Origin of the sequence: Streptomyces sp. DSM 41931 (genome assembly GCF_050271085.1) — a bacterium.
Classification (GTDB): Bacteria; Actinomycetota; Actinomycetes; order Streptomycetales; family Streptomycetaceae; genus Streptomyces; species Streptomyces albogriseolus.
In genome coordinates, this window is sequence record NZ_CP189902.1 from 2,384,248 (window position 1) to 2,399,971 (window position 15,724).

17 protein-coding genes and 1 tRNA gene are annotated in these 15,724 nt (G+C 72.1%); 9 read left to right on the plus strand and 9 right to left on the minus strand.

Annotated features, from left to right (window positions below; genetic code table 11):
- Positions 1-121: 121 nt before the first annotated feature.
- From ACP7TJ_RS11055 to ACP7TJ_RS11065, 3 genes are all read right to left on the minus strand, one after another.
- Positions 122-646, minus strand: a complete 525-nt coding sequence (locus tag ACP7TJ_RS11055) for a single-stranded DNA-binding protein (protein ID WP_427762980.1) — start codon at positions 644-646, stop codon at positions 122-124.
- A 300-nt stretch (positions 647-946) separates the two neighbouring features.
- A complete protein-coding gene (locus tag ACP7TJ_RS11060; RefSeq protein ID WP_167741786.1) occupies positions 947-2,749 on the minus strand; it encodes a YfjP family GTPase in 1,803 nt (600 codons plus the stop codon).
- A gap of 3 nt (positions 2,750-2,752) precedes the next feature.
- Complete coding sequence (locus ACP7TJ_RS11065; protein ID WP_093764155.1) at positions 2,753-4,363, minus strand: dynamin family protein; 1,611 nt, start codon at positions 4,361-4,363, stop codon at positions 2,753-2,755.
- Positions 4,364-4,686: 323 nt separating this feature from the next.
- Here ACP7TJ_RS11065 and ACP7TJ_RS11070 point away from each other — a divergent pair.
- The 5 genes from ACP7TJ_RS11070 to ACP7TJ_RS11090 all read left to right on the plus strand — a co-directional run bounded on the left by ACP7TJ_RS11070 (position 4,687) and on the right by ACP7TJ_RS11090 (position 7,944).
- Positions 4,687-4,759: transfer RNA gene (locus tag ACP7TJ_RS11070), tRNA-Arg, on the plus strand.
- 104 nt (positions 4,760-4,863) lie between these two features.
- A complete protein-coding gene (locus ACP7TJ_RS11075) occupies positions 4,864-5,256 on the plus strand; it encodes a helix-turn-helix domain-containing protein (RefSeq protein WP_266397242.1) in 393 nt (130 codons plus the stop codon).
- Positions 5,257-5,335: 79 nt separating this feature from the next.
- On the plus strand, positions 5,336-5,746 hold the full coding sequence (locus ACP7TJ_RS11080) for a VOC family protein (RefSeq protein WP_093764157.1): 411 nt from the start codon (positions 5,336-5,338) through the stop codon (positions 5,744-5,746).
- A gap of 156 nt (positions 5,747-5,902) precedes the next feature.
- Positions 5,903-6,670, plus strand: coding sequence for a hypothetical protein (locus ACP7TJ_RS11085; protein WP_093764158.1), 768 nt, complete (start codon positions 5,903-5,905; stop codon positions 6,668-6,670).
- Positions 6,671-6,975: 305 nt separating this feature from the next.
- Entirely contained in the window at positions 6,976-7,944 is a 969-nt protein-coding gene (locus ACP7TJ_RS11090) for an alpha/beta fold hydrolase (protein ID WP_427762983.1), read from the plus strand.
- Positions 7,945-8,033: 89 nt separating this feature from the next.
- On the opposite strand, the gene ACP7TJ_RS11095 is transcribed toward ACP7TJ_RS11090, so the two are convergent.
- From ACP7TJ_RS11095 to ACP7TJ_RS11110, 4 genes are all read right to left on the minus strand, one after another.
- Complete coding sequence (locus tag ACP7TJ_RS11095; protein ID WP_427762985.1) at positions 8,034-8,315, minus strand: hypothetical protein; 282 nt, start codon at positions 8,313-8,315, stop codon at positions 8,034-8,036.
- A gap of 159 nt (positions 8,316-8,474) precedes the next feature.
- Complete coding sequence (locus ACP7TJ_RS11100; protein WP_189909792.1) at positions 8,475-8,744, minus strand: hypothetical protein; 270 nt, start codon at positions 8,742-8,744, stop codon at positions 8,475-8,477.
- 162 nt (positions 8,745-8,906) lie between these two features.
- The gene (locus ACP7TJ_RS11105) at positions 8,907-9,170 is read right to left on the minus strand and encodes a hypothetical protein (RefSeq protein ID WP_380807238.1); all 264 of its coding nucleotides are present in this window, start codon (positions 9,168-9,170) and stop codon (positions 8,907-8,909) included.
- 107 nt (positions 9,171-9,277) lie between these two features.
- Complete coding sequence (locus ACP7TJ_RS11110; RefSeq protein WP_189909794.1) at positions 9,278-9,550, minus strand: hypothetical protein; 273 nt, start codon at positions 9,548-9,550, stop codon at positions 9,278-9,280.
- A 316-nt stretch (positions 9,551-9,866) separates the two neighbouring features.
- Here ACP7TJ_RS11110 and ACP7TJ_RS11115 point away from each other — a divergent pair, with 316 nt between their 5' ends.
- The gene (locus ACP7TJ_RS11115) at positions 9,867-10,106 is read left to right on the plus strand and encodes a chaplin (protein ID WP_189909795.1); all 240 of its coding nucleotides are present in this window, start codon (positions 9,867-9,869) and stop codon (positions 10,104-10,106) included.
- 188 nt (positions 10,107-10,294) lie between these two features.
- On the opposite strand, the gene ACP7TJ_RS11120 is transcribed toward ACP7TJ_RS11115, so the two are convergent.
- Both ACP7TJ_RS11120 and ACP7TJ_RS11125 read right to left on the minus strand, forming a co-directional pair.
- Positions 10,295-10,561 (minus strand): hypothetical protein, encoded by a 267-nt coding sequence (locus ACP7TJ_RS11120; RefSeq protein ID WP_189909796.1) that lies wholly within the window; start codon positions 10,559-10,561, stop codon positions 10,295-10,297.
- Positions 10,562-10,714: 153 nt separating this feature from the next.
- On the minus strand, positions 10,715-11,581 hold the full coding sequence (locus tag ACP7TJ_RS11125; RefSeq protein ID WP_427762989.1) for a hypothetical protein: 867 nt from the start codon (positions 11,579-11,581) through the stop codon (positions 10,715-10,717).
- Positions 11,582-11,904: 323 nt separating this feature from the next.
- Between ACP7TJ_RS11125 and ACP7TJ_RS11130 the strand changes: the two genes are divergently transcribed.
- From ACP7TJ_RS11130 to ACP7TJ_RS11140, 3 genes are read left to right on the plus strand one after another with little or no spacing between them, the layout of a single operon-like run.
- Positions 11,905-13,005, plus strand: coding sequence for a DUF3344 domain-containing protein (locus ACP7TJ_RS11130; RefSeq protein ID WP_189909798.1), 1,101 nt, complete (start codon positions 11,905-11,907; stop codon positions 13,003-13,005).
- Between the two features lie 44 nt (positions 13,006-13,049).
- On the plus strand, positions 13,050-14,300 hold the full coding sequence (locus ACP7TJ_RS11135; RefSeq protein ID WP_093764167.1) for a glycosyltransferase family 4 protein: 1,251 nt from the start codon (positions 13,050-13,052) through the stop codon (positions 14,298-14,300).
- The gene (locus tag ACP7TJ_RS11140) at positions 14,297-15,721 is read left to right on the plus strand and encodes an exopolysaccharide biosynthesis polyprenyl glycosylphosphotransferase (RefSeq protein ID WP_093764168.1); all 1,425 of its coding nucleotides are present in this window, start codon (positions 14,297-14,299) and stop codon (positions 15,719-15,721) included. Before ACP7TJ_RS11135 ends, ACP7TJ_RS11140 begins: the two co-directional genes overlap by 4 nt.
- The last annotated feature ends 3 nt before the right edge of the window (positions 15,722-15,724 follow it).

Sequence of the window (15,724 nt, forward strand, 5' to 3'; positions counted from 1 at the left end):
TATCGCCGGGACATCGCTGAACAGGGCTTATCGACAAATCCACGCAGGACGGTTCGCCATGGATCCGTCGATAAGCCTTGGTTTCGGACAGCCGCCGTGCCGGAGACCGCCACCCCTGATTTCACGTCACCATGGCTGCTTCCGGCCGCAGTTGGGTCGGATCACCGCTGTCGGCGCCCGTCGCCTCGCCCGTCACTCCGTCCGTCGCCCCGTCGGTCGGCGACGACAGGGCCGGGTCCGCCTCCCAGGTGGGTTCCGAGCGGTCCGGTGCGGGGTTCGACTCCGGTCGCGGCGCGCGGCGGAAGGCGGTCGTGCCGCGGGAGAGGTCGTGCCCGACGGACACCGCGTCGATGTCCGCCGACATCCAGTCGGGCTGGCCCTCCCGTGTCTCTGTGCGCACCTTCAACCGCCCCTGCACGATCACCGGTTCGCCCACCGACAGGGACGCCGCCGCGTTGGTGGCGAGCTGCCGGTTGGCCCACACCGTAAAGAAGTTGGTGTGCCCGTCCGCCCAGCTGTTCCTCTCCCGGTCCCAGTAGCGCGCGGTGACCGCGATCCGGAACCTCGCCGAGGGCCCGGAGACCGTCTCCCGGTACACGGGCCGCGTCGCCACGTTGCCCACCACGCACACCATCGTCTCGTTCATCGCGTTTCCCTCCCTGGCCCGGCACCCGCCGCTCCCGCGCCGGCGCCGGCCGGATACACGTACGGGCCCGTCCCGTACGGCTGCCGTCCGGCGCGGTGACCGCGGACCGCCTCGCGCTCCGTGGTCACCGCGCAGTCAGACTGCCTCCGCCGGGCCGGACCCCGCCGAGCCCTGTGGACCGCCCCCACCCTGTGGAAAACTCCGCCACCCGGACGAGTGGCCTGCCGGCTCCCACCCGCCCCGGCTCCCACCCGCTCCGGCTCCCACCCGCCCCGCCTCCCACCGGACCCGAAGCCCGCCTCAGCGCCCCCCGCCCCCCGCACCCACCCCCGCCACACGCCCGTACTGCTCCCGGACCTCCCGGTACCGCAGCAGCTCCGCCGCCACCGGATCCAGCACGCGGGCGCGCCCGCACCCCGCCGCCGCCTCCCGCAGCCGTCTCTCCGCCTCCAGCCCGTACCTCCGCGCCGGCCCCCGCGCGGCCATCCGGCAACTCCACTCGACGAGCGGCCCGCCGACGATCCCGATGACCATCAGCAGCACCGGCACCCCCAGGTTCGGCGCCATGACGCCGATGATCTGCCCGAGCAGCCACAGCCCGCCCATGAACTGCAGGATCGTCATGGACGCCTGGGCGAGCACGGCCACCGGCCACCACCCCGGCCGCGGCGGCCGCCCCGGCGGCAGTCCCGCCCGTACGGCCAGTTCGTCGAGGGCCTCCGGCAGCCCCTGCGACCCGCGCACCGCCGCCTCGCGCACCGCCTGCGCCCATGGCACGGGCAGTCCCGCGGAGGCCCGGTCGGCGACCGTGCGGACCGCCTGCTCCACACGCTGCCGTGCGGTGACCTCCTCGTCGGGCCGGCCGCCCAGCGGGACCCTGCCCGTGGTCGGCTCGCGCCGCGCCCGGCACCAGCGCCACAGCCGCAGCCAGGGGGTGCCGCAGGCGCGGTTGGCGTTGCGCAGCCAGGCGCGTTCGGCCGCCTCGCCCGCCGCGGTGGCCCCTACGGCGTCCGCGAGCCGGTCGGAGAACTCCTCCCGCGCCTCTTCGCTGAGCCCGGTGCGCCGGCGTGTCGCGTACGCGGGCCACAGCCGGGCGGCGGTGATGTCGACGTCGGCGGCGATCCGGCGGGCGGGCGCCCCGCGCTCGGCCACGAACCGGGCGAGCGCCTCGCGCAGGTCGCCCACGCCGTCCCCGGTGAGCGCCGACAGGGCGAGCACGGTCGTGCCGGGTTCGCCGTACTCGCCCAGCACGATGCCGTCCTCGTCGAGGAGCCGCCGCAGGTCGTCGAGGACCTGTTCGGCGGCGTCGCCGGGCAGCCGGTCGATCTGGTTGAGGACGACGAACATGACCTCCGCGTGGGCCGCCATGGGCCGCAGATAGCGCTCGTGCAGCATGGCGTCGGCGTACTTCTCCGGATCGACGACCCAGATCACCGCGTCGACCAGCCCCAGCACCCGGTCCACCTGCTCGCGGTGCTCCACTGCCGCCGAGTCGTGGTCGGGCAGGTCGACGAGGACGAGTCCGCGCAGCCGTTCGTCGGCGTCCGTCATGGCCTGGAGGGGGCGGCGGCGCAGCCGGGGCGGGATGCCGAGGCGCTCGATGAGGCTCGCCGCGCCGTCGCTCCAGCTGCACGCGATGGGGGCGGCGGTGGTGGGCCGCCGTACGCCGGTCTCGGAGATCGGCACCCCGGCCAGCGTGTTGAACAGCTGCGACTTGCCGCTGCCGGTCGCACCCGCGATGGCGACGACGGTGTGCTGCCCGGAGAGCCGGCGCCGCGCGGCGGCCTCGTCCAGCACGCGTCCCGCCTGGGAGAGGGTGCGGTTGTCGAGGCGCGCGCGGGAGAGCCCCACCAGTTCGCGCAGCGCGTCCAGACGGGAGGCGAGCTGCGGGTCGTACGACAGGGGGATCACCTTCTGCGGGGTGGAGGCGCGGGGTTCGGCCACGGCGGGCTGCTCCTCGGCCGGGCTGCCGTTCACCCGGCGCGCGATCAGCCCGTCGTCCCAGGCGCCGGCGGTGTCCGCGCGGGCGGGGCGCTCGGGCTGCTCGGTGCTTTCGAGGTGCTCGGGGTGCTCGGTGTGGTCCTGGTCAGTGACGGCGGTCACCGGTCACCTCTCCTTCTGCAGTACGGACAACGCGGCGATGAGTTCCGGCTGGGGTTCCGCGTGCACCTCGAGGGTGTCGATCGGGGCGAGCCGGCGTTCGCGTTCGGCGTGCATGATCCGGTCCACGTGGGCGACGAGGAGCCGTCCGCCGCGGTCGCGCAGGCGCAGCGCGCCGTGGGCGCCGATCCGCTCGGCGAGGGTCTCCCCGGCGGTCCGGGCGCGGCGGCCGCCGAGCAGGACCGTGGCGACGAGGGCGGCGACCGTCTCGGGTTCGGGCGCGACGCCGCGTTCCAGCTCGCGCACCTCCTCCTCGGCGAGTTCCTCCAGCTCGCGCCGCCAGCGCCGTACGGCGAGGCCGATGCGGTGCTCGACGCTCTCCGGGGTGCTGTCGCGGGCGGCCAGCTCGGGGGCGTCGGCGGCGGGCTCGCGCCGCCAGGCCTCGTCGACGCGTTCGTCGGCGGCCGCGACGGCGCACAGCAGGAGCGCGCTGAGGCTCTCCACGAGCGTGTCGAGCAGTTCGCCCGGGGTGCAGTCGAGGGGGAAGGCGCGCCACCGCTTGAGCGCGTCCCCGGCGAGCACGGCCCCGGCCTGGAGCCGCCCCCGCACCCGTGAGTGCTCACTGTCGTACGCGGTCTCCACGGCGGAGGTGAGGCGCAGCGTGGCGGCGTACTGGGCCGCGGCGGCGCCGGCCAGCTCGGGCAGCCGGGAGTTGAGCGAGTCGAGGACGCCGTACGCGGTGCGGGCCATGACGTGCTGGCGGGCGGCCGGGTCGAGCGTCTGGTGGACGAGCCAGGTGCGCAGGGCGGCGACGGCGGTGCCGGGCAGCAGCCCGCCGCCCCAGGCGGACTCGGGCAGCTCGGGCACGGTGAACCGGGGTACGTCGCCGAGCCCGGCCTTGGTGAGGAGGGCGCCGTACTGCCGTGACACCTCGGAGACCACCTGGTGCGGCACCCGGTCCAGCACCGTGACCAGGCTGACGTCGTACTCCTTGGCGGTGCGCAGCATGTGCCAGGGGACGGCGTCGGCGTAGCGCGCTGCGGTGGTGACCATGATCCAGATGTCGGCGGCGTTGATCAGCTCGGCGGCGAGGATCCGGTTGTCGGAGACCAGGGAGTCGATGTCGGGCGCGTCGAGGAGGGCGAGGCCGGGCGGCAGGGTGTCGGCGGTCTCGACGCGCAGGACGCGCGCGGGGTCCTCGCCGGGCAGCAGCAGGTCGTCGGCCGGGTCCTGGTGGTGGGGCACCCAGACGCGGGTGAGGTCGGGCAGCACCCGCATTCCGCTGAACCAGTGGTGATCCTCCGGATGGCAGACGAGCACCGGCGTCCGTGTCGTCGGCCGCAGCACCCCCGCCTCGCTGACACGCCGGCCCACGAGCGAGTTCACCAGCGTGGACTTGCCGGCTCCGGTGGAACCTCCGATGACTGCCAGCAGGGGCGCCCCGGGGTCTCTCAGCCGCGGCATCAGGTAGTCGTCCAGCTGGGCGAGCAGTTCGTCGCGGTTGGCACGCGCGCGGGCGGCCCCGGCGAGGGGCAGCGGGAAGCGTGCGGCGGCGACACGGTCGCGCAGGGCGGAGAGTGCGTCGAGCAGCTGAGGCCGTACGTCCAAGGTCACCACATGCGAAGAATGCCCAATTTCAGGGTAATTCTGAAGCATATGAGCACGTCTGCGCGCCGACAGGACACAAGCGGATGGAAGGGGCGTCTGCGACGCGGGCACAGCCGAGGCATAACGAGTGCACAACACCCGATGCGTCAGAGGCCAAAACGAGTGCACGATTCGTACCTGCCTGCGATTATCAGGACCGCTTCACCGAACCTCCACATCGAGCCACGGAGGCGAGGCGACAGGGGCAAGGATGCGGGAGCCCTATCCTTGTCTCCGGCAGCGTCAAGGACAGGCCCCCACCAGGGCACCACGACGACAGGCCACCACACCCGGCCCCCGTAGCTCAGTGGATAGAGCAGGCGCCTTCTAAGCGCTTGGCCGCAGGTTCGAGTCCTGCCGGGGGCGCAACCCGCCACCAGCCAGAACGCCCCAGAGGGGATCTCCCCTCCAGGGCGTTTCGTGGTTCTGACGGCAGCCCCGGCGGCAACGGCACATGATGAGATGGCGCCGTGAGCCGCGCCGCAGAAGAAACCAATCGCCGTATGCTCCGAGCGCGTGACGTGATGGACCGCGACTACGCGCAGCCGCTGGACGTCCCTGCCCTGGCCCGCGTCGCACACGTGTCGCAGGCCCACTTCACGCGTACCTTCCGGGCCACGTTCGGTGAGACACCGCACCGCTACCTGCAGCGTCGCCGCGTGGAACGGGCGATGTTCCTGCTGCGGGAGACCGATCGCAGCGTGACGGACATCAGTTTCGAGGTCGGTTTCAGCAGCCCGGGCACCTTCAGCCGGACGTTCCGGGACATCGTCGGCCGGTCGCCGCGGACCTACCGCAAGGAAGCGGTTGCCGTGGCGGTGCCGACGTGCTTCACGATGGCGTGGACTCGACCGCATGCCTGACCGGCGGCCGGGACAACGCCTCGTCCACTGAGCAGTTTTGGATAAGTTCTCGTCCCGGCCGATCGCTAGTGTCAATGTCATGTTCAACGCCATCACGCAGTCGCAGATATACGTCCTCGACCAGGACGAGGCCATCGACTTCTACGTCGGCAAGCTCGGCCTGGAGATCACCGCAGACCTCGACATGGGTTTCATGCGCTGGCTGACCGTCGCCGTGCCGCATCACCCCGAGCGCCAGATCCTTCTGGAGAAGCCGGGTGCGCCGGCGATGTCGGAGGAGACGGCGGAGCAGGTGCGCGAGCTGGTGACCAAGGGAGCCATGGGCGGCTGGCTCATCCTCACCACGGACGACTGCCGCAAGACCTACGAGACGCTGCTCGCAAAGGGGGTGGAATTCACCGAGGAGCCCACCGAGCGTCCGTACGGAATCGACTGCGGTCTCCGTGACCCCTTCGGCAATCGCATCCGCTTCACCCAGCCGAAGGCCTGAGGCACACAAGCACGTCGTACAGACGATGGGCCGAGGTGATCGAATCGTTGCCTCGGCGACCGCAACCCCGTATCGCACTCCCCTGTCCCCTAGTCAGCCGCTGGACACCAGCGGGCCCAGGAGAAGGGGAGGGGCAACTTGAGGACGAGAAGGGCCATGTGGAGCGCGTTCATGGCCGGCGGGGCCGCTGTCGCGTTCACGGCGGTCTCCGCGGTGCCGGCCGGGGCGGCGGAGGGAGGCGTCTCCTTCAGCAACGTCAAGGTGAACGGCGGGAAGCCGATCGTGATCGGGGTCAAGGAGGAGGTCGTGGTGCACGCGACCTACCGGATGACGACCAAGCTCAGGTACGACCCGGGGGTGGTCGTCTTCCCCTACCGCGGCGGCCTCGAGTCCGGCGACCAGCTGTGGCACGCGATCGACAGCTCCGACTGCAAGGTGGTGAACCGGGCAAAGGGGATCTGCGACTTCGAGGAGTGGCTCTACATCGACCCGCGCCACCCCGACTTCGGCAACAAGGACGCGGGCGCCTGGAAGACCGCCGGCCGGGTCTGGCTCGCCGGTGACCGGCACGACATCGACGACGTGAAGGTCCCGCTCCAGATCAAGCGGGCCACCCGTGTCACCGTCAACGCCTCGCCGGAGCCGGTCCGGAAGGGCAGGACGCTCACCGTGACCGGCAAGGTCACCCGGGCCAACTGGGACACGCACACCTATCAGGGGTACGCGGGACGCACCGTGAGCCTGCAGTTCAAGGCGGCCGGCGCCAAGGCGTACACCACCGTCAGGAAGGTGAAGTCCAACAGGACCGGTGTGCTCAGGACCACGGTGAAGGCTGCCAGGTCCGGCACCTGGCGCTGGGTCTACTACGGCAACACCACCTCCGGCGCGACGGCGTCGACCGGGGACTACGTGGTCGTCCGCTAGACGACGGCCTCTCAGCTCGCGGGTCCGGAAGGACCGCTCAGCCGACTCAAGCGCGCTGAGCGGTCCTTCCGGTCCGCTCGGTGGAGCAGGAGCGCATCGAGCCGGCGCAGCGCCGCAGGGGGCGCTCGCTCCGTGGGTGCGCTCCCCCACGCGGGCACCTACCGCCCTGTCCTGGCGGGCGAACACCCAGACCGAGCTGGCGTTTTACCCGGGATCGCCCACAATTGGGTGGTTACGCCTGAATGGTGAGTTCACTGGTAAGGATGGAACGGTTCACCATCGTTCCGCCTTTCCCGGAGCCGCTCATGCGCACTGCCGTCATCGCCGCCCAGGCCCCACCCCGTGCGGAGGGATCCTGGCCCGTTCCCTCAGAGCCCGAGCGAGCGGAGGAGCGCGAGCTGGTGTTCGGGGGGTTCCGGTACACCTGCCGGATCGTCCGCCAGGGCGCCCCGCGGACAGCGCCGTTGCTGCTGCTCGGCGGGTCCTCGCAGAACCGGTACTCCTGGCAGAGCCACGAGAAGTGGCTGGCGCCGCTGTGCACGCTGATCACGGTGGACCTTCCCGGCTACGGCAGTTCGGACTTCCTCCCGGCCTCCTACGACATCGACTTCCTCGGCGACGCGGTGCAGCACATGCTGACGGAGATCGGCGTGCCCGAGGTGAATCTCTTCGGCGGCTGCTTCGGCGAGGTCGTGGGGCTGCGGTTCGCGCAGCGCCATCCGGAGTCGGTCCGGCGCATCATCTTCGCGGCCGCGGCGAACCGGCTGCCCGAGCTCTACAGCGAGGCCGTGCCGCGGCTGACGCGGACGCTGGAGCGAGGTGATATCGAGGGTGCCGCCGACGGGCTGGTGCGGCTGTTCATGTCGAACCCGGGGGCCGGGAAGGTCCGCCGGCACGCGGCCGTGGCGCGGTTGCTCCAGCGCCAGTTCATGAACCAGACGCCGGACGACATCAGGAAGGCCGTCGAGCACAACATCCGGCTGGTGACGCACGGGTGCTACGAGCCGCTCCCGGTGCCGCGGGTGCCGGCGCTGGTGTTCACCGGGGAGTACGACACGCTGTGCACTCCGGAAATGGGGCGGGAGCTCGCGGCGACGATGCCGGGGGCGCTGTTCACCACCGTGAAGGAGGCGGACCACCTCGTCACGGTCGAGCGCCGGGAGGAGTCGGCGGACCTGATCGCCCGCTTCTGCACGGACCGTTCCGTCGAGGGACTGTCCTACTGCACCGAGGTCGGGGTGCCCTGCCCCGACCGCCCCCTCGCGCAGGTGTGACCCCCGAGAACTCAAGGCACTCCAGGCGCCAGGAAGGGCCGGGACCCCCCGTAGGGTCCCGGCCCTTCCTGGTGCCTGGCGACGAAACGTCAGACCTTCTGCCCGTCGACGGTGAGGCTGGTCCCGCAGGAGACGTCGGCGCCCTTACCGGAACAGCTCTGCCGCACGTCGTTGACGATGCGGACCTTCCCGTACGTCTTGCTGGTGACCTCGCGCTCACCGGTGTCCGTGCACAGGACGTTGCCCTGGCCGTCGTCGGAGCACTTGGCCGGGCTCTCGGCCGCGACGGCCTGGCCGCCTCCTCCGACGCCGAGGAGGACGACGCCTCCGAGAACCGCGGCCACCGCTGCCATCTTCTTGGACTTGAACATCTGCCTGTTCCTCACGCTCGGCGCCGCCTGGACCGACGGCGACGCCGCTTGTCGACACCTTGAATACCTGACTCGCCCAACGAACCGGGCAGGCCCCGGAGTCCGCGTCGCCCGATGGACGACAGGACCCCGGAGCCTGCCCGAATCACCCTGCAGTGATCACTCGCCGCCGACGGCGAAGCTGCTGGCGCACTCGATGGAGTTCGTCTCGCTGTTCTCGGCGACGCCCAGGCCGAGGATGCCGACGGCCAGGTTGACGTCATCGATCACGATGAGCCCCTTCGCCGAGTTGTCCTGGGGGCAGGCGGTCGACTGCTTGTTGTTCAGCTCCACGGCCGGGTCGTCGCCGGCGTGGCTGACGCCCGCGCCGAGGAAGCCGACGCTGCCGAGCATGGCCACAACGACCGCAGCCTTCTGGAACTTGCGCATTGCCTCTCCATTCTTCGATTGACCGGCCCGAACGGACCGGTCACTGACGGCCGCCAAATGTAGGGCGACCCTTGCGGCAATTGATAGCGAAACGCCGAATAGCGTTTGGATAGCGAAAATTCATATCGCGGCACCACCGGCACAGCGTTCTGCGTCGGACGTTCAGCCCACGACGAGGTCGCTGGCGCAGGTGAGTTCGCCCTTGCCGGTGCAGCTCTGCGACGTTTTGTTGTCGATACGGGTGCCGCTGTCCGTCTTGGTGACGCGGTATTCGCTCACCTGGACGCAGCGAAGGTTCCCCTTGTCGTCCTTCGTGCACGTCCCGGGGTTTTCGGCTCCCACGGCCTGCACCGCTCCGAACGCGAGCAGAGCGAGGCTACCCAGAACGCTCGCCGCCGTCGTCACCATCTTCTTCGACTTCACCATGCACCTTTTCTTCAACGGTCCCGAAACAACGGCCGGGTCGGGCAGGCCCGGGCCTCGAACCACGAAAGGGTGAGACCCGGGACCTGCCCTCAGCCACCCGACGGTGGTCAGCGACCGCCCAGAGCCACGCTGGAGGCACACGCGATCGAGTTGGTCTCCTTGTTCTCCGCGATGCCGAGGCCGAGGAGGGCGCCGACGCCGGCGTTGACGTCGTCGACCGCGACCAGACCCAGGGTCGAGTTGTCCTGGGGGCAGACCGTCGTCTGCTCGTTGTTGAACTCGAACTCCGGGCCCTCGCCGGCGTAGCTGACGCCGGAACCGGCGAACCCGACGGTGCCGAGCATGGCCACGACGACCGCGGCCTTCTGGAACTTACGCATTACCTCTCCGTTTCTCGCATGGGCACGATCCGTAACGGACCGGTGACCGAACGCTGTTAACGTAAGCGACGTTTGCGACTTTTGATAGCCGAAACGCCCATATGCGCGTGTTTTCTGCAAACATGCAGCTCAGAAGCGTGTCCGGTGGCATCAGACGGGCGAACGGCACGTCGCGGCTGACTCGGCATCAGGAACAAACGCGCATCAACGAGTGATCTACGGACATTCCCCGTGACCCGGGCCGCCGTCCCGCGTTGAGCGGTGCGTGCGGCGCTAGTCGTGCTGCCGCGCTTAACCAGTCAGTAAGGAGAACGTGATGTCTCACATCGCGAAGGTCGGCGCAATCGCTCTCGGCACCGGTGCCGTGGTTCTGGGCAGCGCCGGTCTGGCCTCGGCCCACTCGGGCGCCGAGGGTGCGGCGGTCCACTCGCCCGGCGTCCTGTCGGGCAACGTGATTCAGGCCCCGATCCACATCCCGGTGAACGTGTGCGGGAACACCGTGAACGTGATCGGCGCCCTGAACCCCGCCTTCGGCAACCACTGCGTCAACAAGTAACGTCGCGGCGGTCCACGATTCCACGGACGTCCGCCGTAGCGCCCAGGAGCCCCGGAGGCCTCGAGCCCCGGGGCTCCTGCGTGTCCCCGTTCCGCGGCGTGGGTTTTTCAGGACACAACTGCGGTTCCCGTAAATACAATTCGGCCCCCGGTGCTGAGCACCGGGGGCCGAGTTCCGCCGGCGTGGCGTCAGGCGTGCAGTCCCAGGTCGCCGCGCACGGGCTTGACCTCGTTCACGACGCCCGCCGCCTCCTTCGCGGTGCCCATCACCGATTCCTGGTCGGTCTCGAGCGTGTCCGAGTCCTGCAGCGGCATCAGCTCGAAGGGAACCGCGGTGCGCAGACCCGTGTCGAGGCCGGTGGACGCCAGGTCGGTGGAGTCGGCGTACGCGGGCGCCGCGACACCGGCGGCGATCAGGGACCCGGCAAGGACGGCGGCAGCCTTCAGGGACTTCATCGTGTTCCTTTCTTCGGCAACGCGAGTCGCCGGAGTGGTTCTGTCGCCCTGCACAACGATCCCCGGCCGGAGCGGAAACCGGGAAATCGAAGATTGCCGAGTCCTCATATGAATTCTATGAACTGATGGAGTGTCTGACGCTCCTGCCGTAGGTCAGGAATTCGGCGTCAGGAGCGACGTGAGCGCGGGCAGCAGGCCCGGTGACGCGGCGGGCTCGACGGGGGTCGCCGAATCCGAGGAGGCCACCGGGTCCGCGGGAGCCGGCAGCGTCGTGGCGGTCTGCGCATCGGTGCCGGCCAGCGCGGCGAGGAGCTCGTCCACCCGGGCCACCAGCGCGTCGGTCGCCGTCAGCGCCGCGTCGGCCGCCGCACCGGCCGCCGTCTCGCTCGCGTTCACGGCGGCCGTGACCTCGTCGGTGGTGCTCGTGTCGTCCGTCGTCCCGGTCGTACCGGTGTCGTCCGTCTCCGTCGTCGACGTGCTGCTGGACTCGGTGGCCGCGGTCGACGCACTGTCCGCGTCGGCCGGGTCGGACTGCGGGAGCAGGACGTTCAAGAAGTTCTCCAAGGCCTCCCGTACGGCGCCCAGGACGCTGTCCGTGGTGGCGACCGGGGTGTCGTCCTCCTCGGCCGTGGGCAGCAGTACGCCCGTCGCCGGGTTCGGGACACCGGGGAGAACCGGTGCGGCGAGGGTCGAGGAGTCGTTGACCACCGTGATGGAGGCGGACGACGGGTCGTCCGTCGCCGCCCGGGCGACCGCCTCGCGTGCCGCCGCCGCGAGCCGGCGGGCCTCCGCCGGGGGGAGTTGGCCGTCGGGGGCGGACAGGACCGCGCGGACCAGGTCGGTGACCGGGGTCAGGTCGGTGCGTGCCGTGTCGGTCTGCGGCAGCCGCGCGAGGAGCGATGCCGCCGGTTCCTGTCCGGGGTGCGAGTCGGCCGCGAGGGCGGCCGGGCCGGTGGTGGTGACCAGGAGGGCGGCGCACAGGGCGCCGAGTGCGATGCGCCGGGCCGGCAGAGCGCGCATGGAGAGTCCTTTCGCGGGGCTTCGGATCTTGAACCCACCGTCGAAGCGCCCGCGACGCCCCGCAACCGGGCGTACGCCTTTCGGTCCGGCCGGCGTCACCCTGCTGCGCGTTCCGGCAGCTGAGCCGGGGTGCGGCGGCGCGGGCGCAGCAAACCCGGCTTCACGATTTCAACACACTTGCCACCCTTAGGCGAATTTCACCGTGTTTGTCCGTTTGGTGACTAGAGTTGCGGTGCTCCGACGCACCTTCACTGGGCGGACGCATCGCACTCGTCCCCGCTGCGGTGCCGCCGCCACCCTTTTCCGAAAGGCTCCGAACGGTCATGCGCCAAACCCTGGGTCAGCTGCTTCGCCGTGCGACGGTGGGCGCCCTCGCCCTGACCGCGCTGTGGGCGCCCTGCGGCCCCACCGCCGTCGCCGCGACCGCAGCGCCCTTCGCGCCGGCTCCGGAAGCGGAGGTACTCCCCTTCGGCGAGCGCTACCGGGCCCTTCAGCACGGCAACATCGTGCGCGCGGCCAACTCCTCCGCCACCTGCCGCGCCTCGGTGTCCTCCTGCCGCTCGGTGCAGAACGGCGTGCGCCCGGGTGTGAACGGCGACTTCGACATGCACTACATCGACGTCGACGACGACCCCAACACGTACAACTCCTCCCAGGGGGAGGTGCGGCTGCCCAAGGGGTCGCGGGTGACGTACGCGCGGCTGTACTGGGGCGGCAACCTGCTCGTCGGCGAGCAGAAGCCGGCCGAGGACAACGAGCGCGTGCTGATCGCCGAACCCGGCGGCAACTACAAGGAGCTGCTCGCGGACACCGTCGTAGGGCACCGCGTGGCGGGCGGCATGGACGCCTTCCAGGCCTCCGCGGATGTGACGCGGCTGGTGCGGGACAGCGGGTCCGGGCTCTACACGGTCGCGCAGATCAACGTGGCCGGCGGACGGTCGGCGGCCGGCGCCTGGGGCGGCTGGACGCTGGTGGTGGCGTACGAGAACGACGCCGAGCCGCTGCGGCACCTGTCCGTGTGGGACGGCTTCGCCCCGCTGAGCGGTGACTCCGGCGCGACCCTCGCGCTGCGCGGCCTGCCGTTCCCGGCCGCCGCCGGGGGCCGGGCGGGCCTGGTGGCCTACAACGGCGACCGGGGCGCCGCCGGCGACTCCCTCGTCCTGGCCGCGGGCGACACCGCCACCGCGCTCGGCAACGGCGCCAACCCGGCCGACGACGTGCTGAACTCCACCATCTCCAGCCCGTCGGACGCGCCCTCCTCGCGCGTGCCCGCGTACGCCAACACCCTCGGCTACGACTCCGACGTGTTCGACCTCGGCGGGCTCCTGACGCACGCCGGTGAGCAGGCGTCCTTCCGCCTCACCTCCCAGCGGGACGCCGCGTGGGCCGGCGTGCTCTTCGCCGCCGTCGACGCCCGGCCGTGAATCCGCCGTCCCCCCTCCCGAACACCTGCGTGAGCGAGGAAGCCGTGTCCACGGACCTGACACCGCCCGGCCGCCGGCCGCGGGTCCTGCACCTCACCCAGCCCGTGGACGGAGGCGTCGCCCGCGTCGTGACCGACCTGGTGCGGGCGCAGCTCGCGGACGGCATGGACGTCGCCGCCGTCTGCCCCGACAGCCCTCTCACCACCCGGCTGCGCTCCCTCGGCGCACACGTCCGCACCTGGGAGGCGACCCGCTCGCCCGGTCCCTCGCTGGTGCGGGAGGTACGGCAACTCGCCGCCATCGTCGGTCAGGTGCGGCCGGACCTCGTGCACGCGCACAGCGCGAAGGCGGGGCTGGCCGGGCGGCTCGCCGTGCGCGGGCGCGTCCCGACCGTGTTCCAGCCGCACGCCTGGTCGTTCGAGGCGGTCGGCGGGAGCACGGCCGCGCTCGCCCTGCGCTGGGAGCGGTGGGCGGCGCGCTGGGCCTCCCGGGTGATCTGCGTGAGCGAGGCGGAGCGGGACACCGGGGTGAACGCCGGGATCCGCGGGCGGTGGACCGTCGTGCCCAACGGCATCGACCCCGAGCGTTTCCGGCCCGCGGAGGACACCGGCTCCGTCAGGGCCGAACTCGCCGCCCGGCACGACATGGCCACGGACGCGCCCCTCGTCGTCTGCGTGGGGCGCCTGTGCCGGCAGAAGGGGCAGGACGTCCTGCTGCGCGCCTGGGACGCCGTAGGGCGGCGGGTGCCGGGGGCGCGGCTCGTGCTGGTCGGCGACGGTCCCGACGGGGAGCGGCTGCGGGCCGCCGCGCCGCGCTCCGTGCTGTTCGCCGGGGCCGTGGCGGACGCGGCGCCCTGGTACCAGGCCGCCGACCTCGTCGTGCTGCCGTCCCGCTGGGAGGGGATGGCGCTGGCCCCGCTGGAGGCGATGGCCTGCGCGCGGCCCGTGGTGGTCACGGACGTCGACGGGGCCCGCGAGAGCCTGCCGCCGTCGCTGGCCGACCGCTGCCTGGTGCCGCCGGAGGACCCGCGGGCGCTCGCCCGGACCATGGCCGCGCTGCTGCTCGACCCGCCGCTGCGCGCCTCCCTCGGCGACCGGGCCCGCCGGCATGTGCTGTCCCTTCACGACGTGCGGCACACCGCGAGGGCGGTCGCCGGCGTCTACCGCGATCTGCTCGGCGCCCGGCCGGCCGTCTCCGGGGCGCAGCCGCTCCGGCCGGCCGCCGGCGGCGCCGAGGCCGACCGGACGACACAGCGCGTCGAGCACTCAGAGCACAGGGAGTCCATCCACTCGTGACCGCCGAACGTACCGTGACCTCCCCCGGTGTCGCACCGCGGGAGCACGGGTCCTCCCCCCTGTCCGTCATGCCCCCGCGCGGCTCCGGCACCGCTTCCCGGCTGCCGGCCGCGCGGCCCCCCGACCGTCCCGCCTCCCCCGTCCCCCTGCTCCTCGCGGACGGCGCGGCGGCCCTGCTCGCCTGGTGGGCGTCCGCCGGGCACTCCTTGTCGCTCCTCGCCCTGGTGGCCGGGGCGTCGCTGCTGCTGCGCCCGCGCGGCGGGCGGACTCCGGTGCCGGCGCTGCTGGACGAACTGCCCTCCGTGGGAGGGCGGGTGGCGGTGGCCTGGCTGGCCGCCGCCGCGCTGTGGGCGGCGCTGCGGCCGCAGGACGCGCTGTCCGTGGCCACCGTGCTGACCGGGTGCGCCGTGCAGGTGGCGGCGGCCGGCGGGTTGCGCGCGCTGGTGCACGGGCGGCGCCGCGCCGCGCTGCTGCGCCGCCCGCGGGCGGCCCTCGTCATCGGTCCCGCGGCGACCGCGCAGCGCGTGGCCGCCGCCGTGCTGCGCCACCCCCGCAGCGGGGTGCGGCCGGTGGGGGTCGTCGCCGTGCAGGGGGACGGGGCCGAGGGGGGCGTTCCCGTGCTGCGGACGGACCAGGAGGTCGAGCGGGCGGTCATCCAGAACGGGGTGCGGGCGGTGCTCGCCGTGGACCCGTCGGCGCGCACCGAACAGGGCGCGCTGCTGCGGTCGTTGGCCGCGTCCGGGTGCGTGGTGTGGGAGGTCGACGCCGACGGCGCGCCGTACCCGGCGCGGGAGCGGCTGGCCGGGTTCTCCTGCCGCCGGCTGGACCTCGCCCCGGTGCGCGCCGGCGGCGCGGGCAAGCGGCTGCTCGACATCCTCGTGTCGGGGACGCTGCTGCTGCTGGTCAGTCCGCTGCTGCTGGTGTGCGCGGTGACGCTGCGGCTCACCGACGGGCCCGGGGTGGTGTTCCGCCAGGAGCGCATCGGGCGGGACGGCAGACCGTTCACGCTGCTGAAGTTCCGCACCCACCGGCCGGTCGACGAGCACGAGTCGGCGACCCGGTGGAGCGTGGCCAACGAGCACGAGATGCGCCGCTTCTGCCGGATGCTGCGCCGCACCTCGCTGGACGAGCTGCTCCAGCTGTGGAACGTGCTGCGCGGCGACATGAGCCTGGTCGGGCCGCGCCCCGAACGCCCCTACTTCGTCGCCCAGTTCAGCCAGTCGTACCCGGGTTACGCGGCCCGGCACCGGATGCGCACCGGCATCACCGGGCTGGCGCAGATCCACGGGCTGCGCGGGGACACCTCGATCGAGGACCGCGCCCGGTTCGACAACGCGTACATCGACGACTGGTCGCTGTGGCAGGACGTCTGCATCCTGCTGCGCACGGCGGTCACGCTGGTCCGTCCGACGGGGAGCTGACGC